The organism is Mycobacterium pseudoshottsii JCM 15466 (assembly GCF_003584745.1).
GTDB lineage: Bacteria > Actinomycetota > Actinomycetes > Mycobacteriales > Mycobacteriaceae > Mycobacterium > Mycobacterium marinum.
Map to the genome: position 1 here is coordinate 5,901,477 of NZ_AP018410.1, position 22,842 is coordinate 5,924,318.

General features: G+C 68.8%; 8 protein-coding genes and 2 pseudogenes. 7 read left to right on the forward strand and 3 right to left on the reverse strand.

The annotated features are described in order from the left end of the window. Window positions 1-46: 46 nt before the first annotated feature. From MPSD_RS27075 to MPSD_RS30380, 7 genes and pseudogenes are all read left to right on the forward strand, one after another. The gene (locus MPSD_RS27075) at window positions 47-3,388 is read left to right on the forward strand and encodes an arabinosyltransferase domain-containing protein (RefSeq protein WP_086084844.1); all 3,342 of its coding nucleotides are present in this window, start codon (window positions 47-49) and stop codon (window positions 3,386-3,388) included. Further along, window positions 3,385-6,612 (forward strand): arabinosyltransferase EmbB, encoded by a 3,228-nt coding sequence (gene embB, locus MPSD_RS27080; RefSeq protein ID WP_086084843.1) that lies wholly within the window; start codon window positions 3,385-3,387, stop codon window positions 6,610-6,612. The genes MPSD_RS27075 and embB overlap by 4 nt, the downstream gene beginning before the upstream one ends. Window positions 6,613-6,678: 66 nt before the next feature. Then, window positions 6,679-7,824 (forward strand): MBL fold metallo-hydrolase, encoded by a 1,146-nt coding sequence (locus MPSD_RS27085; RefSeq protein ID WP_372509730.1) that lies wholly within the window; start codon window positions 6,679-6,681, stop codon window positions 7,822-7,824. 196 nt (window positions 7,825-8,020) lie between these two features. Beyond that, window positions 8,021-8,515 (forward strand): hypothetical protein, encoded by a 495-nt coding sequence (locus MPSD_RS28525; protein ID WP_232022903.1) that lies wholly within the window; start codon window positions 8,021-8,023, stop codon window positions 8,513-8,515. A gap of 109 nt (window positions 8,516-8,624) precedes the next feature. After that, window positions 8,625-9,125: a hypothetical protein gene (locus MPSD_RS27095; protein WP_015357632.1), complete on the forward strand. Its 501-nt coding sequence runs from the start codon at window positions 8,625-8,627 to the stop codon at window positions 9,123-9,125. Between the two features lie 52 nt (window positions 9,126-9,177). After that, window positions 9,178-10,973, forward strand: a pseudogene (locus MPSD_RS27100) (acyl-CoA dehydrogenase family protein). 133 nt (window positions 10,974-11,106) lie between these two features. Further along, window positions 11,107-13,971: pseudogene (locus MPSD_RS30380) on the forward strand (PE family protein). Between the two features lie 29 nt (window positions 13,972-14,000). Here the strand turns inward: MPSD_RS30380 and MPSD_RS27110 are convergent. Genes MPSD_RS27110 through fadD32 form a run of 3 tightly spaced genes read right to left on the reverse strand, consistent with a single transcriptional unit; the run spans window position 14,001 to window position 22,841 of the window. After that, on the reverse strand, window positions 14,001-15,581 hold the full coding sequence (locus MPSD_RS27110; protein ID WP_012396866.1) for an acyl-CoA carboxylase subunit beta: 1,581 nt from the start codon (window positions 15,579-15,581) through the stop codon (window positions 14,001-14,003). After that, complete coding sequence (pks13, locus tag MPSD_RS27115) at window positions 15,581-20,929, reverse strand: polyketide synthase Pks13 (protein WP_086084841.1); 5,349 nt, start codon at window positions 20,927-20,929, stop codon at window positions 15,581-15,583. Before pks13 ends, MPSD_RS27110 begins: the two co-directional genes overlap by 1 nt. Window positions 20,930-20,951: 22 nt before the next feature. Continuing rightward, the gene (gene fadD32, locus MPSD_RS27120) at window positions 20,952-22,841 is read right to left on the reverse strand and encodes a long-chain-fatty-acid--AMP ligase FadD32 (RefSeq protein WP_012396868.1); all 1,890 of its coding nucleotides are present in this window, start codon (window positions 22,839-22,841) and stop codon (window positions 20,952-20,954) included. Between the last annotated feature and the right edge of the window lies 1 nt (window position 22,842).

Sequence of the window (22,842 nt, forward strand, 5' to 3'; positions counted from 1 at the left end):
CCCGCGTCCTCACCGCGCTAAGCCGCGTCGCCTACGATCGACCATCGTGTCCCTCGACGGTAATGAGCGATCTCAGCGGATCGCCCGGTTAGCAGCCGTCGTCTTGGGAGTCGCCGGGCTGGTCCTGTGCGCCTTGGTTCCGCTCCTTCCGGTGAAGCAGACGACGGCGACGATCCTGTGGCCCCAGGGCGCCTCCGCGGACGGCGACATCAGCCAGATCACCGCCCCACTGGTGTCCGGCGCGCCGCGCGCATTGGACATTTCACTGCCTTGCGCGGCGATCGCCACCCTGCCCGCCAACGGCGGTCTGGTGCTGTCCACCCTCCCCGCCGGGGGCGTGGATACCGGCAAGAACGGGCTGGTCGTCCGCGCTGACAAGGACTCGGTCGTGGTCGCATTCCGCGACACGGTGGCCGCGGTGGCACCGCGCGCCGCGATCGCCGAGGGTCGGTGCAGCGCGCTGCACATCTGGGCCGACGCCACCGGCGCGCACGCGGATTTCGTCGGCATTCCCGGTGCCGCGGGCACCCTGCCCCCGGAGAAGAAGCCTCAAGTCGGTGGCATCTTCACCGACTTGAAGGTCCAGGCCCAACCGGGGTTGTCGGCGCGCATCGACGTCGACACCCGATTCATCACCGCGCCCACGGTCACCAAGACCATCGCCATGATCCTCGGTGCGATCGCGGTCCTGGGCGCCATCGTGGCCTTGGCCGCCCTGGACCGGCTCAGCCGCGGCGGTGACGCGCTGCGCGACTGGCGCTCCCCCATCTCCTGGCTCTCCAGGTACCGGCCGCGGCTGCCCCGGCTGTCGCGCTGGCGCGTCGGGTTCGCAACCTGGCTCACCGACGCCGCGGTGATCGCCACGCTGCTGCTCTGGCATGTGATCGGAGCCCTTTCCTCCGACGACGGCTACAACCTGACCATCGCCCGGATCGCACCCCAGGCCGGCTACGTGGCCAACTACTACCGATACTTCGGGGCCACCGAGGCCCCCTTCGACTGGTATCACGAGCTGCTGGCGCACCTGGCCCAGATCAGCACCGCCAGCGTCTGGATGCGGTTGCCCGCCGCCCTGGCCGGCATCGCCTGCTGGCTGCTCATCAGCCGTTTCGTGCTGCGCCGGCTCGGCCCCGGCAAGAACGGCCTGGCCGCCAATCGGGTGGCCGTGTTCACCGCCGGCGCGGTCTTCGTGGCCGCCTGGCTGCCATTCAACAACGGCCTGCGCCCCGAGCCGCTGATCGCCCTTGGCGTGCTGGTCACCTGGGCACTGGTGGAACGCGCCATCGCGCTGAGCCGGCTGGCTTCGGCCGCGATCGCGATCATCGTCGCGATGCTCACCGCGACGCTGGCACCGCAAGGTTTGATCGCGGTGGCCGCGCTGCTGACCGGGGCGCGCGTCATCGCCGGGATCATCCGTAAGCGCCGCGGCACCGACGGGCTGCTGGCCCCGCTCGCCGTCCTGGCCGCATCGCTGTCGCTGATCACCGTCGTGGTGTTCCGCAACCAGACGCTGGCCACCGTGGCCGAGGCGGCGCGGATCAAGTACAAGGTCGGCCCGACCATCGCGTGGTACCAGGACTTCCTGCGCTACTACTTCCTGACCGTCGAAACCAACATTGACGGGTCGATGACCAGACGCTTCGCCGTGCTGGTGCTGCTGCTCTGCCTGTTCGGCTCACTGGTGGTGCTGCTGCGGCGGGGCTGGGTGGGCGGTTTGGCCCGCGGCCCGGCCTGGCGACTGATCGGCACCACCGCGGTTGGTCTGCTGCTGCTGACCTTCACGCCGACCAAGTGGGCCGTGCAGTTCGGCGCCTTCGCCGGGCTGGCCGGTGCGCTGGGGGCGGTGATGGCATTCAGCTTCGCCCGGATCGGCCTGCACAGCCGACGCAACCTCACGCTCTATGTGACCGCCCTGTTGTTCGTGCTGGCGTGGGCTACCTCGGGCATCAACGGGTGGTTCTACGTCGGCAATTACGGGGTGCCCTGGTACGACATTCAGCCGGTGATCGCCAGCCATCCGGTGACCTCGATGTTCCTGACCCTGTCGATCCTGACCGGGCTGCTGGCCGCCTGGTACCACTTCCGGATGGACTACGCCGGGCACACCGAAGTCAAGGACAACCGGCGCAACCGCGTGCTGGCCTCCACCCCGCTACTGGTGGTCGCGGTCATCATGGTCCTGGGCGAAGTCGGCTCGATGGCCAAGGCCGCGGTTTTCCGCTACCCGCTCTACACCACCGGCAAGGCCAACCTGGCCGCCCTGACGTCGGGGCTATCCCCGAACAGCTGCGCTATGGCCGATGACGTGCTGGCCGAGCCCGATCCCAATGCCGGGATGCTGCAACCACTTCCGGGGCAGACCTTCGGACCGGGCGGACCGCTGGGCGGCATCAACCCGTTCGGGTTCAAGCCGGAAGGGGTCGGCGAAGACCTCAAGTCCGACCCGGTGGTCAGCAAGCCCGGCCTGGTCAACTCCGACGCATCGCCCAACAAGCCCAACGCCGCCATCAGCGACTCCGCCGGCACCGCCGGCGGCAAGGGCCCGGCCGGCATCAACGGATCCCACGCGGCGCTGCCGTTCGGACTGGACCCGGCCCGTACCCCGGTGATGGGCAGTTACGGGGAGAACTCGCTGGCCGCCACGGCGACCTCGTCCTGGTACCAGTTGCCCGGCGATTGGAAGGCCAACATCGCCGCCCAGCCGCTGGTCGTGGTCACCGCGGCCGGGGCCATCTGGTCCTACAAAGAGGACGGCGACTTTATCTACGGGCAGTCCCTGAAACTGGAGTGGGGCGTCACTCGCCCCGACGGCACCACGCAGCCGCTGGGGCAGGTATTCCCGATCGACATCGGGCCACAACCGGCGTGGCGCAACCTGCGCTTCCCGCTGGCCTGGGCCCCGCCGGAGGCCAACGTGGCGCGCATCGTCGCCTACGACCCAAACCTGAGTCCCGAACAGTGGTTCGCCTTCACCCCGCCCCGGGTGCCGGTTTTGGAAACCCTGCAGCAGTTGATCGGATCGAAGACCCCGGTGTTGATGGACATTGCGACCGCAGCCAACTTCCCGTGCCAGCGGCCGTTCTCCGAGCACCTCGGCATCGCCGAACTGCCGCAGTACCGCATCCTGCCTGACCACAAGCAGACCGCGGCGTCGTCGAACCTGTGGCAGGCCGGCCCGACCGGTGGGCCGTTCCTGTTCACCCAGGCGCTGCTGCGAACCTCGACCATCGCCACCTACCTGCGCGGTGACTGGCATCGCGACTGGGGATCGGTGGAGCAGTATTACCGCTTGGTGCCGGCCGATCAGGCGCCGGAGGCCGTTGTGCAAGAGGGTGTGATCACAGTGCCCGGCTGGAGTCGCCAGGGACCGATTAGGGCGCTGCCATGAGCGTCACGAACGAAACCGAACAGGCCACCGCCGCCACCACCGCTAGCGCCCGTGAGGTGCGGGTGACCCGATGGGTAGCCACGATCGCGGGCCTGATCGGCTTCGTGCTCTCGGTGGCCACCCCGCTGTTGCCGGTCGTGCAGACCACCGCGATGCTCAACTGGCCGCAAAACGGGCAGCTGAACAGCGTGACCGCGCCGCTGATTTCGCTGACGCCGGTGAATCTGACGGCCTCGGTGCCCTGCAGCGTGGTGCGCGACATGCCCGCCAAGGGCGGGGTGGTGCTGGGCACCGCACCCAAGCAGGGCAAGGACGCCAACCTGCAGGCGCTGTTCGTCGTCGTCAACAGCAAGCGCGTCAACGTCACCGACCGCAACGTGGTGATCCTGTCGGTGCCACGCGAGCAGGTGGATTCCCCGCAATGCGAGCGCATCGAGATCAGCTCGACGCATGCCGGTACCTTCGCCACCTTTGTCGGCCTCAAGGATCCCTCCGGCGCCCCGCTACGCAGTGGCTACCCGGATCCCAACCTGCGCCCTCAGATCGTCGGGGTCTTCACCGATCTGACCGGACCCGCGCCGGACGGGCTGCGGCTCTCGGCCACCATCGACACCCGGTTCTCCACCACACCCACCACGCTGAAGTTGCTGGCGATCATCGGTGCGATCCTGGCCACCACCGTCGCGCTGATCGCGCTCTGGCGCCTCGACCGACTGGACGGGCGCCGGCTACGCAGCCTGTTCCCGGCTAACTGGCGCGCCTTCACCCTGGTCGACGCGGCGGTGATATTCGGATTCCTGCTGTGGCATGTCATCGGGGCGAACTCGTCCGACGACGGCTACATCCTCGGCATGGCCCGGGTCGCCGATCACGCCGGCTACATGTCCAACTATTTCCGCTGGTTCGGCAGCCCCGAGGACCCGTTCGGCTGGTACTACAACCTCCTTGCGCTGATGACCCACGTCAGCGACGCCAGCATCTGGATGCGGTTGCCCGACCTGTTCGCCGGGCTGGTGTGCTGGCTGTTGCTGTCGCGTGAGGTGCTGCCCCGGTTGGGGCCGGCGGTCGCGGCCAGCAAACCCGCCAACTGGGCCGCGGCGATGGTGCTGCTGACCGCGTGGATGCCATTCAACAACGGACTGCGTCCCGAAGGCATCATCGCGCTGGGCTCGCTGGTCACCTACGTGTTGATCGAGCGGTCGATGCGTTACGGCCGGCTGACACCGGCGGCGCTGGCGATCATCTCCGCCGCGTTCACCCTCGGTGTGCAACCGACCGGGCTGATCGCGGTGGCCGCGCTGGTGGCCGGTGGCCGCCCCATCCTGCGGATCCTGGTCAAACGCCGGCGCCAGGTCGGCACGTTGCCGTTGCTGTCGCCGATGCTGGCGGCCGGCACCATCATCCTGACCGTGGTGTTCGCCGACCAGACCCTGTCGACGGTGTTCGAAGCCACCCGGGTGCGCGGCAAGATCGGGCCGAGCCAGGCCTGGTACACCGAGAACCTGCGGTACTACTACCTGATCCTGCCCACCGTCGACGGGTCGCTATCGCGCCGGTTCGGCTTCCTGATTACCGCGCTGTGCCTGTTCACAGCGGTGTTCATCATGCTGCGGCGCAAGCGCGTCGCAGGCGTGGCGCGCGGACCCGCGTGGCGCCTGATGGGCGTCATCTTCGGCACCATGTTCTTCCTGATGTTCACCCCCACCAAGTGGGTGCACCACTTTGGGCTGTTCGCCGCGGTGGGAGCGGCGATGGCGGCGCTGACGACGGTATTGGTGTCTCCAACGGTGCTGCGCTGGTCGCGCAACCGGATGGCATTCCTGGCGGCGCTGCTGTTCACCCTGGCGTTGTGCTGGGCCACCACCAACGGGTGGTGGTATGTCTCCAGCTACGGGGTGCCGTTCAACAGCGCGATGCCCAAGATCGCCGGAATCACGGTCAGCACCATATTTTTCGTGCTGTTCGCGCTCGCCGTGCTGTACGCGGCCTGGCTACACTTCGCCCCGCGCGGCAGCGGTGAAGGCCGGCTGACCCGCGCGCTCACCACGGCGCCGGTTCCCATCGCGGCCGGCTTCATGGCGGTGGTGTTCGTCGCATCGATGGGTATCGGGATTCTCCGGCAATACCCCACCTACTCCAATGGCTGGGCCAACCTGAGGGCCTTTACCGGCGGCTGCGGCCTGGCCGATGACGTGCTCGTCGAGCCGGACACCAACGCGGGTTTCATGACGCCGCTGCCCGGCGACTACGGCCCGCTGGGACCGCTGGGCGGGGTGAACCCGGCCGGGTTCTCCCCCAACGGGGTCCCCGACCACACCGTCGCCGAGGCGATGGTCATGAAGCCGAACCAGCCCGGAACCGACTACGACTGGGATCAGCCGGTGAAGCTGAAGACCCCGGGTATCAACGGGTCCACCGTGCCGCTACCCTACCAGCTCGACCCGGCGCGGGTTCCGCTCGCGGGTACCTATGCCACCGGGTCACAGCAGCAAAGCAAACTCACTTCGGCGTGGTACCAGCTGCCCAAGCCCGACGATGGGCACCCCCTGGTGGTGGTGACCGCCGCGGGCAAGATCGCCGGAAACAGTGTGCTGCACGGCTACACCCCCGGACAGACCGTGGTGCTCGAGTACGCCAGGCCCGGTCCCGGCCCGCTGGTGGCCGCCGGACGGATGGTGCCTGACGACCTGTTCGGCGAGCAGCCCAAGGCCTGGCGCAATCTGCGCTTTGCCCGCGACAAGATGCCGGCCGACGCCGTCGCAGTCCGTGTGGTGGCCGAGGACCTGTCGCTGACACCGGAGGACTGGATCGCGCTGACCCCGCCGCGGGTGCCGGACCTGCGCTCGTTGCAGGAGTACGTCGGTTCGACGCAACCGGTGCTGCTGGACTGGGCGGTCGGGCTGGCGTTCCCCTGCCAGCAGCCGATGTTGCACGTCAACGGCGTCACCGAGATCCCGAAGTTCCGTATCACGCCGGACTACAACGCCAAGAAGCTGGACACCGACACCTGGGAGGACGGCGTCAATGGCGGTCTGCTCGGTATCACCGACCTGCTGCTGCGGGCCCATGTCATGGCGACTTATCTGTCCCGCGACTGGGCGCGCGACTGGGGGTCACTGCGTCAGTTCGAGACCCTGGTCGATGCGCCGCCCGCACAGCTCGACTTGGGCACCACGACGCACAGCGGGTTGTGGTCGCCGGGCAAGATCCGCATCGGTCCGTAGCTGCCGCGAAGGACCGGTTCGTGGAAGTGAGTCGCACACCGCTCTTCGCGACCGGCGGCCTCGGCCATGACGCAACCTAAGCTGCACGGTATGCACCAGGCGTGCGACCACAGTGGCGCATCGATAGTGGCCGCGGTCTCTTCACGGCGGTCCGCCCTGACCGCGGCGGGGTTAGCCGTCGTCGGCGCAGGCGTTTTGGCCACGTCGGCCTGCGGTCCGGGCGAGTCGCCGGCGCCGCCCAGCCCGGCCGCGTTGCCCGAAAATGCGCTGATCACTCTCGGGGTCGCCGCGGGCCCGCCGCCAACGCCCAACAAGATCGGAATCTCGTCGGTGCTGAAAATCGGCGGCGATCTCTATCTGATCGATTGCGGCTTGGGCTCGCTGAACGCGTTCACCAACGCGGGCCTGCAGTTCAATGACCTCAAGGCGATCTTCATCACCCACTTACACACCGACCACATCGTCGACTACTACAGCTTCTTCCTCTCCGGCGGCTTCCAAGCCCCGCCCGGGCGGGCGCCGATCCCGGTTTATGGTCCCGGTCCAGCCGGCGGATTGCCGCCAAGCGAAATCGGCAACCCGAATCCCGCCACCGTCAATCCCGCCAACCCGACGCCAGGGCTGGCCGCGACCACTGAAGCGCTGCACCAGGCCTTCGCCTACAGCAGCAACATCTTCATCCGCGACTACGGCATCGATAACGTTCAGGATCTGGCCAAGGTCATCGAAATCCCGGTGCCGGCGGGGTCGGACTATCGCAACACAGCGCCGAAGGTCAGCCCGTTCCCCGTGGTACCGAACGACAACGTATCGGTCACCACGACGCTGGTGCCCCACTACGACGTCTATCCCGCATTCGCCTTCCGCTTCGACGTGAAGAACCCCGCTGTGTCCATTACCTTCTCCGGCGACACCACCAAATCCGACAACCTCGTTGCGCTGGCGAACGGCACCGACATCCTGGTCCACGAAGCGATGTTCAGCCTCGATACCGCCTACTACGGCAACGTCTTCCCGCCGGACTATCTGCCCAAGTCACACACCTCCGCCGAGCAGGTCGGCGAGGTAGCCGCAGTGGTCAAACCGAAGCATCTGATCCTGAGTCACTACGCACCCGACGACCTGCCCGATTCCCAATGGCTCGACAAGATCAACCAGAACTACTCGGGCAGAACCACAGTCGCCAAGGACGGGCAAATCTTCGCCCTGTGATCCGCTAACCCATGGCGGCGTTGCGTGAGCTGCGGGCGGTCGAGCCTTGTTGCCGAGCCATTTTCGATTCGTGGTCACCCGGTAGGTGCCATCGGTGAGGTTTCAGCGTCAGCGATGCGGTCAATATCCCAGTTCGGGCGGGCAAATCAAACGCACATAGACGGTGGGGCTGATGCGCAGGCTGGTACGGATATTGATGGTGTCCACGGCAATCACACTGGCAATCTCTGCGGGGGCAGCTTTTTCGGCTGGCACCGCGGGTGCCATTCCGGATCCTGGAGGCGCTACTCGGGTTGGGTTACGGGCGGCTGGGCGACACTGCGACTTCAGCATCACCGCTTTCGCGCCCCAGCTGCCGCCAGGCCCCACCGGCACCGGCTCGGCCCTCATCCGCACGGCCGGTTCCACGGTGATCGCCGAGGTGCATCTGGTGAACACCGCGCTACCAGGCATGCACTATGACGTCGGCCTGATTCAGGCGCCCCGCCCGTCGTCGGCCCCTTGCGGCCCCGGCGCGCCGGACACCGCCTTCACCGGACTGGACCTCGACGGGTCCGGCGCGGGGACGGTGACCATTCGAAACGCCATCCGTCCGGGTGCCACGGGGGTCTGGGTGCTGGTGCAACGTCCGAGCAGTTTTTCCCAGGACCCCGCCGAGGTCTACACCTCCGACTTTCTGGCTTCGATCTAGCGGGCATCGGGCCCGCCCGGGGCCGCACCGACGGATCTGCCGGCAAAAACGGGACTTCGTACCCTATCGCCGCAGCGTGTTGTGGTGATCCGATGGAGGTGATGCGCCAATGGCGGCCAATGTGGTCAAAGGAGGTACAGCCATGAGCGTCTCACTGGATTCGCAGGCCAGGACCCGGATGTTTTGCCGGGTATTGGGTCCACTGCTTGTCATCGTCGATGTCACGGCGGTGGCCCGCGCCTCCGACATGCAGAACCTGCTGTCGCAATTCGAGGCGAATTCCCTGTGGACATGGGTCACCGGCGCCTTTGTGCTGGTGCTGGGGCTGGTGATGGTGGCCGGTCACCAGTACTGGCACGGTGCAGCGGCGATCATCGTGTCGGTGCTGGGCTGGATCGTCACGCTGCGCGGGGTGCTGCTACTGGCGTTCCCCAAGGCGTTTGTTTCGGCGGCCAACAGCATGATCGGTGCGCAAGCCGTGTGGGTGAGTCTTTGCATCGTCTTCGCGCTGCTCGGGCTCTATCTGATCTATGTCGGCTGGGCGCCGGCGGCCAGCGGGCCCAGCCAGCACGAAGCGGCGGCGTCGCGAGACCTGCCGCGCGCTGCCTGAGCACCCGGCGCAACGCCTTCACCCGGCAGCACAGGTGTAATACCGTCGCGTCATGAGCCAGCGCGACGGCGAGTACGAGACGGAGGGCGTCGACCGGTTGCCCTTCTCGACGCCCGAGAAGGCCCAGCGCTACCAAACGGAGAGCTATCGCGGGGCTGTGGGCCTCAACTGGTACCTGACCGACCCCACGTTGCGATCGACCGTGGCGTACTACCTGCAACCCGACGAGCTGGCGGTCGTCGAACCGCACCTGATCCGCACCGGCGAGCTGATGGGTGGTGCGGTGGCACGGTGGGCCGAGCCCCCCCCCCCCCCCGCGCGCGCCTGCAGCGCTACGACCGCTGGGGCCACGACGTCAGCCGGATCGTCATGCCGGCATCCTTCACCCAGTCCAAGCGCGCCGTCCTGGATGCCCAGGCGGCATTGCGTGATGAGGCGCGAGGTGCCGGGATGCGACCGACCGTGGCACTGTTTGCGGCCAACTATCTGCTCAACCAGGCCGACATCGGCATGGGCTGCGCGCTGGGTACCGGTGCCGGGATGGTGCAGTCGCTGGTGGCCGCCTTCGCGCCGGCCGACGTGCGCGATCACGTCCTGGCCAAGTTCGACTCCGGCGAGTGGGCCGGCGAGACCGCCCAGTTGTTGACCGAGCGCACCGGCGGCTCGGATCTGGGCGCGCTGGAGACGACGGCCACCCGCGATGGGGACTCCTGGCGGCTCAACGGCTTCAAGTGGTTCGCGTCCAACTGCGCCGGGCAGGCCTTCGTCGTGCTGGCCAAACCCGAGGGCACTCCCGACACCACCCGAGGGGTCGCGAATTTCCTGGTGCTGCGCACCCGCCGGGACGGATCGCGCAATGGCGTACGGGTCCGACGCCTCAAGGACAAGCTCGGCACCCGATCGGTCGCCTCCGGCGAGGTGGAATTCGTCGACGCCGAGGCCTTCCTGTTGTCCGAGGAGCCATCCGGCCCGCAATCTCAAGCCGGCCCGTCTGGCGGGCGCGGCCTGGCCCGGATGATGGAGCTGACCAACGCGGCCCGGCTGGGCATCGCGTCGTTCGCGCTGGGTAACGCGCGCCGCGCCTTGGTCGAATCGCTGTGCTATGCCCGCCAGCGCCGGGCCTTCGGCGGCGCACTCATCGATAAGCCGCTGATGCGCCGCAAGCTCGCCGAGCTGATCGTCGACGTCGAAGCCGCCCAGACGTTGGTGTTCGACGGTCTCGGAGTGGCCAACCACCGCCAGCCCAGGACCATCCGCCAGCGCATCGCCGTTCCGGTTACCAAGCTCAAGGTCTGCCGGCTCGGGATCAGCGCCGCCTCGGATGCGATCGAGATCCACGGCGGCAACGGCTACGTCGAGAACTGGCCGGTGGCCCGCCTGCTGCGCGACGCGCAAGTCAACACGATCTGGGAGGGCCCGGACAACATCCTGTGCCTGGACGTACGGCGGGGTATCGAACAGACCAGCGCCCACGAGACGCTGCTGGCCCGACTGCGTGACGCGGTATCGGTCGCCGACCACGACGACACCACGCGACTGGTCGAGGCCCGCATCGACGATCTCGACGCGGCAATCACGGCGTGGACCAAGCTCGACAGGCGCCTTGGTGAGGCGCGGCTTTTTCCGCTGACCCAGTTCATGGGCGACGTCTACGCGGGGGCGCTGCTCATCGAGCGGGCCGCCTGGGAGCGCGAGGTCAGCGGCACCGACCGCGCGACGCTGGTCGCCCGGCTCTACGCGGAACGGTATCTGGCTGATCGTGGGCCGCTGCGCGGCATCGACGCCGACTCCGGAGAGGCCCTGGATCGGTTCGGTGACCTCGTGGCGGGGGCGCTGGCGACCGCCTGATCGGCCTGGCCCATGCCCGCGGGGCGGCCGAACCGACCAACTCCCAAGTAGAGACGAAAGTCCCTATTGGTCCGCGGCGAATTAGCGCGACCGTAAACGCCAACGCATCACGCTTGGGGTAAGGGGACACGGGATGTCGTATGTGATCGCGACGCCAGACATGCTCGCGGCGGCGGCATCGGATTTGACCAATATCGGCTCGGCTCTTGGCGCCGCCAATTCCGCGGCGCTGGCCCGGACCACCGGGCTGCTGGCCGCTGCCGAAGACGAGGTATCCACGGCCATCGCGTCGCTGTTTTCCGCCAGCGCCCGGGAATACCAAATGGTCAGCACCCAGGCTGCCCACCTGCACGCCGAATTCGTGCATTCGTTGACCAGGGCCGGCGCCGCCTACGCGGCTGCCGAGGCTGTGAATGCCTCTCCCCTGCAAACGCTCGAACAGAACGTCCTCGCGGCGATCAATGCGCCCAGCCAAGCGCTGACCGCACGTCCGCTGTTCGGCGACGGTGCCGATGGGGCGCCCGGCACCGGGCAAAACGGTGGCGATGGCGGCTGGCTGATCGGCAACGGTGGCAACGGCGGTTCTGGAGCACCCGGCGGCAATGGCGGTGCCGGCGGTTCGGCTGGATTGTGGGGACGCGGCGGCAATGGCGAAGCCGGGGGTACCGGTGTGGCTGGCGGGGCCGGGGGCAACGGCGGTGACGGCGGTGACGGCGGTGACGGCGGTACCGCCGTCACCGCGGGCACGGCCGGTCTCGGCGGCACCGCGGGCACCGCGGGTACCGCCGGCACCGGTGGCGGTGGCGGCCGGGGCGGCGACACCACCACCGCCGGGCACACCGCCGGCTGGGGCGGCAATGGCGGCTATGGCGGCCAAGGAGGCGGCGGCGCCGCCGGCCCTGCCGGTGGCAGCGGCTCCGACGGTGGGCAGGGCGGCCAAGGAGGCGCCGGCCGGCGCCGGCGGCGACGCCGTGGCCGGAGCAACCAATGGCAGCGGCGGCACCGGTGGCTACGGCGGCCAAGGAGGCCAAGGAGGCGCCGGCGGCACCGATGACGGCGGCGACAATGCCGGCACCGGCGGTGCCGGCGGCGCTGGAGGCACCGGGGGCGCGGCCGGTGCGACCGGCAGCGGCGGCACGGTGGGCTTGGCATTCCCCGGCACCGCGGGCCACGGTGGTGACGGGGGTGCCGGCGGCGAAGGCGGTGCCACCACCATCGTCGGGCACACCGCAGGTACCGGCGGGAGCGGCGGTCAAGGTGGTGAAGGCGGCGCTGCTGCCGACACCGGCGTTCCCGGCGCCGCCGGGTCCACCGGCGGTTTCGGCGGCACCGGGGGTGACGGAGGTACTGGCGGCGATGCCGTCGCCGGCGCAACCAACGGCAGCGGCGGCGCCGGCGGTCAGGGCGGCGCGGGGGCCAAGGGCGGGCAGGGCTACGACGACGACGACGCCAACAACGCAGGTGTCGGTGGCAACGGTGGCGAAGGCGGCGGCGGCGGCGGCGGAGCGGCCGGCACCGGAGGTGACGGCGGCACCGCGGGCGCCGCGGGCACCGGCGGTACCGGTGGTGACGGCGGCAAGGGCGGTGCGACCACCATCAGCGGTCATCATGCTGGCTACGGCGGCAACGCCGGCGGCGGCGGCGGCCAAGGTGCCGATGGTGGCGCCGGCCCGGCCGGCGGCAATGGCTACGACGGTGGCCAGGGCGGCGCGGGAGGCACCGGCGGCCAGGGCGGGGATGCCGTCGCCGGCGCGACTAATGGCTACGGCGGCCAGGGCGGTATCGGCGGGACCGGCGGCCAGGGTGGTGGCGGCGGCGCCGACGATGGCAGCGACAATGCCGGCGCCGGTGGGAGCGGCGGCGCCGGCGGCCTGGGCGGTCAGAGCGGCGCGGCCAGCACCGGCGGCATCGTCGGCACCGGCGGCATCGGCTTCGCGGGCGACGGCGGCGACGGCGGCGGCGCGGGTGGCCAAGGAGGCGCCACCGCCGTCAGTGGTCACACCGCCGGGGCGGGCGGCACCGGCGGCACCGGCGGCACCGGCGGCGATGGCATCGATGGCCCCGCCGACCGTCCCGGCGGTCGCGGCGGCCAAGGCGGTCACGGCGGCGACGGCGGTAGCGGCGGCAGTGCCGTCGCCGGCGCGACCAACGGCAGCGGCGGAGCCGGGGGCGCGGGCGGCACGGGAGGCCAAGGTGGCAACGGCTACGACGACGACGGCAGCGACGCCGCAGGCGCCGGCGGCGACGGCGGCTTCGGCGGCGTGGGAGGCAGCGCCGGCGCGGTGGGCTCGGGTGGCTCCGGCGGCACTGCCGGTACCGCGGGAATGGGCGGCGACGGCGGCGACGGCGGCAAAGGCGGCGCCACCACCACCATCGGCAGTTCCGCGGGCTCCGGCGGCGATGGCGGGAACGGCGGCCTAGGCGGCGCCGGTGCTATCGGCCCCGCTGGCGCTGACGGCTCCACCGGCGGTCAAGGCGGCGCCGGCGGCTAGGCCGGCGATGGGGGCGACGCCGTCGCCGGCGCCACCAACGGCTTGGGCGGGGACGGCAGAGATGGCGGTAGCGGTGGCCAGGGCGGCGCCGGAGGGGTCGATGACGGCGGCGGAGCCGGCACCGGCGGCCAGGGCGGTGAGGGTGGTCAAGCCGGCGACGGCGGCGTGTCCGGTAGTGGCGGATTGTTCGGCGGTGGTGGCGACGGCGGCCACGGTGGCCAGGGCGGCACCGGCGGTGACAGCGCACTGGGTACCGGCGGTGACGGTGGCCAAGGCGGCCAGGGGGAACTGGCGGCACGGGCGGCGATGGCGCCTTCGAGGGCGGCTTCGGTGGCGACGGCGGCGATGGCGGAACCGGAGGGACCGGCGGCGTCGGACAGAGCGGCCTTCCCGGCACCGGTGGCACCATCGGCATCGCGGGCGTCCCGGGCAGCCTTCCTTCCGGCACTACCGGTGGCGCCGGCGCCGGCGGCGACGGCGGCGACGGCGGACCGGGCTCGCCCTAGCCGGGCGAGCTACTGGGGGGCGGTACTCGCTAGACCGGGATCAGGCCGTGCTTGCGGCCCACCCGCCACCACAGCTGCTTGTCCCGCAGCAGGTGCATGGACTTGCGCAGCAGCAGCCGGGTCTGGTGTGGGTCGACGACGGCGTCGATGAACCCGCGCTCGGCGGCGATCCACGGGATCGCCATGTTCAGGTTGTAGCCCTCGATGAAGTCACGCTTGATCTTCTGGGCCTCGGGCGTGGTCGGGTCCGGGAAACGCTTCATCAGCAACTGCGCGGCACCGTCGGCACCGATCACCGCGATGCGCGCGGTCGGCCAGGCGAAGTTGAAGTCCGCGGTCAGCTGCTTGGAGCCCATCACCGCGTACGCACCGCCGTAGGACTTGCGGATGGTGATCGTCACCTTCGGCACGTCGGCTTCCACCACGGCGTACAGGAACCGCCCGCCGCGCTTGATGATCCCGTTCTTCTCCTGCTCGGCCCCCGGCAGGAAGCCGGGTGTGTCCACCACAAAGACCAGCGGGATCTTGAACGCGTCGCAGAACCGGACGAACCGTGCGGCCTTGTCGGAGGCTTCGTTGTCGATGGCGCCGGACATGTGCATCGGCTGGTTGGCCACCACCCCCACCGGGCGTCCGTCGACGCGCGCGTAACCGGTGATGATCGCCTGGCCCGCCTGCGCGGCGACGTCGAGGAAATCCCCATCGTCGAAGATCCGCAGCAGAATCTCGTGCATGTCGTAGGCGGTGTTGTCCGAGTCCGGCACGATCGAGTCGAGCTCGAGGTCACTCGGGGTGATTTCGGGCTCCAGCCCGGGGTTGACCACCGGCGGGTCGCCAAAGCAGTCCGATGGCAGGAATGACAGGAAGTCCCGCACGTACTGGAATGCGGCGGCCTCGTCCTCCACCACCTGGTGGATGTTGCCGTAGCGGGCCTGCGAGTCGGCGCCGCCCAATTCGTCGAGGCTGACGTCCTCGCCGGTGACGTCTTTGATCACGTCGGGCCCGGTGACGAACATGTAGCCCTGGTCGCGCACGGCGACCACCAGGTCCGTCTGGATCGGCGAATACACCGCTCCCCCAGCACATTTGCCGAGGATGATGGAGATCTGCGGTACCTGGCCGGACAAGATCTCGTGGCGCCGGCCCAGCTCGGCGTACCACGCCAGCGAGGTCGCCGTGTCTTGAATACGGGCGCCGGCGGAATCGTTGATGCCGATGATCGGGCAACCGACCATCGAGCACCACTCCATCAGGCGGGCCACCTTGCGGCCGAACATCTCACCGACCGAGCCCTGAAACACGGTCTGGTCGTGGGAGAACACCCCGACCGGCCGGCCGTCGATCATGGCGTGCCCGGTGACCACCCCATCGCCGTACAGCGCGCCCGGGTCACCCGGGGTCTTGCACAGCGCACCGGTCTCGAAGAAGGTGCCCGGGTCCACCAGCGCGTGCACCCGGGCGCGGGCGCTCGGAATGCCCTTCTTGTCACGCTTGGCAGCGGCCTTCTCACCGCCGGGTTCTTTGGCCAGCTCCAGGCGTTCCCGCAGTTCCGCGAGCTTCTCGGCAGTGGAGTGCACCACAGGAGCTGGGCCTGGAGCTGTATCCGTCACTACTTGCCTACCTCACTGGTCGGTTCAGCCTTGATGTTGTCCACAGCGCGGCTCATGTGTTCGCCGACCTTGGCGATGATCGGCTCGTCGATGGCCTGGATGTGCTCGCCACCGATCGGCACGACCTCGAGGTCGGAAACATACTCGCCCCAGCCGCCGTCCGGCTGGCGAACGGCATACCGCGGCTCGAACATGATCGCGTCGTCATGGTAGCGATCGGCCATGTAGAGGGTGACATGCCCGTCGTACGGGTGGATCTCGGCGGTGTCGATCGCCCGGTTGTCCAGGTACGAAGTGCGTTGGTGCTCGATGATGCCGGCCGGGATCTCCACCCCGCTCTGGCTGACGGCTTCGAGAACGAACCGGACCTGACCTTCGTCGTCGAGCTCCTCGAGATGCTCGTACGGGATCGCCGGAACGGTGACGTTGAACGTCTTCTCGGCGAACTTGGCGTAGCGGTCCCAGCGCTTGCGGATCTCTTCCTTGGTCTGGGGGATCTCCTCCCCCGCCCGCACCGCGTCGATCAGACCGACAAACCGGACGTCTTTGCCCAGGCGCTTCAGCCCGATCGCGCACGCGTAGGCCAGCACGCCACCCAGCGACCAGCCGACCAGGATGTAAGGCCCGTCGCCCTGCATCTCAATCAGCTTCGGCACGTATTGGGCCGCCCGCTCTTCGATGGATCCCTCGACCCGCTCGAAGCCGTACATCGGCGTGTCCGCCGGCAACCGGTTCAGCAGCGGCTCGTAGACCACCGTCGAACCACCGGCCGGGTGGAACACGAACACCGGCACCTTGGAGCTGCCCTCGGGGCGGGGCCGCAGGGTGCGCACAAACCCGTCGATGGTGCCCGCCTCCAGGTATCCGCGCACCTTCTCGGCCAGCGCCTCGATGTTCTGCGAACTCAATACGTCCTCGGTGGTGATGGAACCTTCCGCCCGCTCGGACAGGCGCTGTGCCATCTTGGCGGCCTTGTCCTTGTCCAGCTTGGGCAGCGGGTTGAAGATGCCCCCCGCGGACTTGCCGGTGACGATCGCCCAGGTAGCGAAGACGACACGCTCGGCGGCATCACGCGGCGGCACGTCGGCGTTCAGCGCCTTGGCGACCGCTTCCTGGTTGAGCGCATCGGCGGCGCCCTTGAGGTCGGGCGTCGAACTGGACTGCCCGTTGGGGGACGGGCCGGCCGGGTTGGTGGGCGGCGGCAGCGGCACGTCCGACGCCGGCGGGGCGGCCGCCTCCGACTCCGGCGCCTCGGCCTCCGCCTCCGCGGCGGGAGCCGGCGCGGAGTCGTGCTTGGCGTGCATCAGCTCCGCCTGCGCCCTGGCGATTTCCTCGGCCGTCTGGGTCCTCTGGTGTTCGTGTAGCTGCTCGACCTCATCGCGGTGTTCGACCGCGTATTCGATCAGCTTCTCCACGTTGTAGAGGTTGGCGTCACGCACCGCCGTCAACTGGATGGGCGGCAGGTCGAAGTCGTACTCCACACGGTTCTTGATCCGCACGGCCATCAACGAGTCCAGGCCCAGCTCGATCAGCGGCACCTCCCAGGGCAGGTCCTCGGGCTCATAGCCCATGGCCGATCCGACGATCAGGCCCAGGCGATCGGCGATGGTTTCGCCGGTATCCGGAGTCCATCTGCCCATGCCGCTCGGCATGTAGCGGTTGGTCAGGCTGTCCGTCAGCGTCTCCGCGTCGGATTCCTCGGTCGCGTCCGCGGACGGTGCCACGGCATCGACGGCACCGTCGACAGCCGCCGCAACGGCGGTACCCGCGCCGACCGCGGCCGGCAACACCGCGTCCTGGCCGACCCGGGCGACCAGGGCGTCATAGACGAGGGTGAACGATTCATCGATGCGGGCGTGCACCTGCACCGACGCGCCGCCGGGATGGCGGGCCAGGGTCGTCACCAGCCGCGCGCCCTCGCCGGGCAACGCGCGCTGCTCGGCAGCGCTGAGCCGGGCGTCCGGAAGCACCTGCGTGGCAGCGGCTCTGACCAGTGCGGCCAGATCGGTGGCCTCGCGCGGGGCGAATTCCCAGACGTGCCGGCCATCGGGCAAGGCGACATGGTTACCCGGCATGATCACCGACGCATCACCGGAGAACTTTGCGTCCAACCAGTGCTCTTTGCGCTTGAATCGGGTGGGCGGAATGATCGCGTAGTCCGCCGGCCCGGCCGGCCCCTGGAACAGGGTGCGCATGTCCAGGTCGTGGCCGTGCACGTAGAGCTGCGCCAGCGTCGAAATCATCGACTCGACTTCGTCTTGCTTGCGGGCCAGTGTCGGAATCAGCTGGGCGTCATGCAGACCGGCCGAGGCCGTGGTCAGACCAACCTGCATCAGCGCGACGGGGTTGGGTGCCAGCTCCAGGAAGGTGGTGTGCCCGCTGTCGACCGCGTTGCGGATGCCGTGGGTGAAGTAGACGCTGTGGCGCAGGCCCTTCTTCCAGTAGTCGACATCGTGGATGGGGTCACTGCCGGGTTTGACGTAGCTGCCCTCGTGCACGGTCGAGAAGATGCCGGCGGTCGGGCTCATCGGCTTGATGCCCTGCAGCTCCGCGGCGAGTTCGCCCAGCAGCGGGTCCATCTGCTGAGTGTGGCTGGCGCCCTTGGTCTGGAACTTGCGGGCGAACTTGCCCTCGGATTCCGCGCGGGCGATGATCGCGTCGACCTGCTCGGGCGGGCCGCCGATGACGGTCTGGGTGGGTGCCGCGTAGACACACACCTCCAGATCGGGGAAGTCGGAGAACACCGTCTTGATCCCGTCGGCGGAGTACTCCACCAGCGCCATCAACCGGATGTACTCGCCGAACAGCATCGCCTCGCCCTCGCCCATCAGGTGCGAGCGCGAGCAGATCGCCCGGGTGGCGTCGCGCAGCGACAGACCGCCGGCGAAGTAGGCCGACGCGGCCTCGCCCAACGACTGGCCGACCACCGCGGCGGGCTTGGCGCCGTGGTGCTTGAGCAGCTCACCGAGCGCGATCTGGATCGCGAAGATGGTGACCTGCGTGGTCTCGATGCCGTAGTCCTGCGAGTCGTCCAGAATCAGCTCGAGCACCGAGTAGCCCAGCTCGTCCTGGACCAGCGCGTCGACCTTCTCGATCCACTCGGCGAATACCGGGTTGCGCAGGTAGAGGCTCTTGCCCATCTTGCGGTGCTGCGCGCCGAACCCGGCCAACACCCACACCGGGCCGTTGGTCACCGGACCGTCGACGCTGAACACGCCGGGACGCTGCTTGCCCTCGGCGACCGCGCGCAGGCCCTTGATGGCCTCTTCATGGTCGTGGGCCAGCACCACCGCGCGGGACCGGCCGTGGTTGCGCCGCGACAGCGAGCGGCCGATCGACTCCAGCGAGGACGCCTGGCCTTCGGGGCTTTCCATCCAGTCCGCCAATTCGGCGGCGGCGGCCTTCTTACGCGAGGTCAAAAACGCCGAAACCGCGAGCGGAATCAGGGGCTTGGTGGGCCCTTCGGGCTCTTCCTTGGCCGCGAGCTCTTCCAGCGCGACTTCCTTGAGCCGCAGCGCTTCCTCGGTGACCCCGGGCAGCTCGGGCTCCGCCTCTTCGGCTTGCCCGTAGCTGGGCGCGTCGGTGATGATCTCGCCGTACTCGTCGAAGCGCAGTGCGTGGCCTTCGGCGCTCGCCGCCTCGGACTCGCCGGCCTGCGCGGGCGCGGCCGGCGCCGACTCGGGATCGGGTTCGCGCTCGATGACGTCGCGCGGCAGTACCTCGCGCACCACCACGTGGGCGTTGGCGCCGCCGAATCCGAAGCTCGACACCCCGGCCAGCGCATAGCCGCCGTATCGCGGCCAGTCGGTGGCCGCGTCGACCACCTTCAGGCGCATCGCGTCGAAGTCGATGTAGGGGCTGGGTCCGGCGAAGTTGATCGACGGCGGCAGCTTGTCATGCTGCAGCGCCAGCACCACCTTGGCCATGCTGGCCGCACCGGCGGCCGACTCCAGGTGTCCGATGTTGGTCTTGACCGCACCGAGCAAGGCGGGCCGATCCGCCGGACGCCCCTTGCCGACCACCCGGCCGAGCGCCTCGGCCTCGATCGGGTCACCCAGGATGGTTCCGGTGCCGTGCGCCTCGATGTAGTCGACGTTGCGCGGGTCGATGCCCGCGTCCTTGTAGGCCCGGCGCAACACGTCGGCCTGGGCGTCCTGGTTCGGCGCGATCAGGCCGTTGGACCGTCCGTCGTGGTTGACCGCGCTGCCGGCGATGACGGCCAGGATCTGGTCGCCGTCGCGGCGGGCGTCATCGACGCGCTTGAGCACCAGCATGCCGGCACCCTCGGAGCGGGTGTACCCGTCGGCGTCGGCCGAAAACGACTTGATCCGGCCGTCCGGGGCCAGCACCGCGCCGATCTCATCGAAACCAAGCGTCACCATGGGGGTGACCAGCGCGTTCACCCCGCCGGCCACGACCACATCGGCCTCACCGTTGCGCAGCGCTTGCACGCCCTGGTGGACTGCCACCAGCGAGCTCGAGCACGCGGTGTCGATCGCCACCGAAGGCCCGCGGAAGTCGTAGAAGTAGGACACCCGGTTGGCGATGATCGACGTCGCGGTGCCGGTGATCGCATACGGGTGGGCGATGGTCGGGTCCGACACCGCCAAGAAGCTGTAGTCGTTGTTGGAGACGCCGACGTAGACGCCGACCGGGCCGCCACGCAGGCTCGACGGTGGGATGCGGGCGTGCTCGAGCGCCTCCCAGGTCAGCTCCAGCGCCATCCGCTGCTGCGGGTCGATGTTGTCGGCTTCGGTCTTGGCCACCGCGAAGAACTCGGAGTCGAAGCCTTTAATGTCGCTGAGGTAGCCGCCGCGAGTGCGGGCGTTTGCGACCCGCTCGGCGATCCGCGGCTCTTCCAGAAATTCCGACCAGCGCCCCTCGGGCAGGTCGGTGATCGCGTCGCGGCCCTCCAGCAGCGCCCGCCAGGTTTCCTCCGGGCTGTTCATCTCGCCGGGCAGCCGGGTCGCCAGACCCACAATCGCGATGTCGACCCGCTCGGCCGGGCCGTTGCGCGTCCAGTCGATGTTGTCGATGCCGTCGTCGGCGACTTCGGGCTCACCCTCGATGATGCGAGTGGCCAGCGACTCGATGGTCGGATGCTGGAAGGCAACCGCGACCGACAGCGTGACGCCGGTCATGTCTTCGATGTCGGCGGCCATGGCCACCGCATCCCGTGACGACAAACCGAGCTCGACCATCGGCACCGACTCGTCGATGGAGTCCGGCGACTTCCCGACCGCCTTGCCCACCCAGTTGCGCAGCCACTGCCGCATCTCGGGGACCGTCATATCGGACTTGTTGGCTTGCGCGTCCTCGTTCGACTGAGGTTGGCCTGTGTCAGCCATGGCTACCTTTGCTTACGCTTGCTTACGATCCGGTGGCGAAGACTGTCGGGGAGCTGACGCCGCTGCGCAGGCTGCCGTCGATGTAGGCGGTGCGGCAGGCGCGGCGGCCGATCTTGCCACTCGAAGTCCGAGGAATGGTCCCGGCCGACACCAACAGCACGTCCCGCACGGTCACTCCGTGCCCGACGGCGATGGCCGCCCGAATGTCATCGGCGATCGGCTGGTACTCGAGCTTGTGGGTACCCGCGGCGCGTTCGCCGACGATCACCAACTGCTCGGAGGTGTCCTCGGGGTCGAAGCTCAGTCCGGCATGCGGGTCGTCGAAGACCTTCTGCGGCAATTGGTTGGCCGGCACGGAGAAGGCCGCGACGTACCCGACCCGCAGCGCCTTGGTGGATTCTTGCGCCGTGTATTCGAGGTCCTGCGGGTAGTGGTTACGACCGTCGATGATGACCAGGTCCTTGATCCGGCCGGCGATGTAGAGGTGGCCCTTGAAGTAGGTCCCGTAGTCGCCGGTGCGCACCCACAAGCCATCGTCGGGAGCGCCCTCGGCATGCGACTCGGGAACCCGCGACTTGAGGATGTTGCGGAAGGTCTGGGCGGATTCTTCTTCCTTGCCCCAGTAGCCGATCCCCAGGTTGTTGCCGTGCAACCAGATCTCACCGATCTGGCCGTCCGGGAGCTCACTGGCCGTCTCGGTGTCGACGATGACCGCCCATTCATCGACACCGACCTTGCCCGCCGAAACCTGCGCGACGGCGTTTGGCGCGTCGGCGGCAACCTCGACGAAGCGCTGTTTGTTCAGCTCGTCGCGGTCGACGTGAATGACCGTCGGCACCTCGTCCATCGGTGTGGTGGAGACGAACAGGGTGGCCTCGGCCAAACCGTAGGACGGCTTGACCGCGGTCTCGCGCAGGCCGTAGGGCTCGAACGCCTTGAAGAACTTGCGCATCGAAGCCGGCGACACCGGCTCGCTGCCGTTCAGGATGCCCTTGACGTTGCTCAGGTCCAGTGGCGGTTCGTCGTCGCGGGGCACACCGCGCATCGCGGCGTGCTCGAACGCAAAGTTCGGCGCGGCCGAGAAGGTGCCGCCGGTCTCGCCCGGTTTGCGGGCGAGCTCACGGATCCAGCGCCCGGGCCGGCGCACGAACGCGGCCGGCGTCATGAAGGTGAAGCTGTGCCCGAGCACCGACGCCAACAGCACCGTGATCAGGCCCATATCGTGGAAGAACGGCAGCCAGCTGACCCCGCGGTCACCTTCCTGGCCTTCCAGCGCGTTGAGCACCTGCAGCACGTTGGTGGGCAGGTTCAGGTGGGTGATCTGCACGCCAGAGGGGACGCGGGTGGAGCCGGAGGTGTACTGCAGGTAGGCGGTGGTCAACTCGTTGGCTTCGGGTTGCTGCCAGGTGGAGGCGACCTCGGTTGGCACCGCGTCGACCGCGATCACGCGGGGCCGCTCTTTGGCCGACCGGCTGCGGATGAACTTCCGCACGCCCTCGGCGGAGTCGGTGGTGGTCAGGATGGTCGACGGCGTGCAGTCGTCGAGCACGGCGTGCAGGCGGCCGACGTGGCCCGGCTCGGCCGGGTCGAACAGCGGCACCGCGATCCGGCCGGAGTAGAGCGCACCGAAGAACGAGATGAGGTAGTCCAGGTTCTGCGGGCACAGGATCGCGATGCGGTCACCCGGCTGAGTCACCTGCTGCAGCCGCGCACCGACGGCGCGGTTGCGGGCGCTGAACTCCGACCACAAGATGTCGCGCTCGACACCGTCGCGCTCGGTGGAGAAGTCCAAGAAGCGGTAGGCCAGCTTGTCACCACGAACCCGTGCCCATTTCTCGACGTGACGAACCAGGTTCGTGTTCTCCGGGAACCTGATCTTTCCATTCACGATGAACGGGTTGTGGTACGCCATG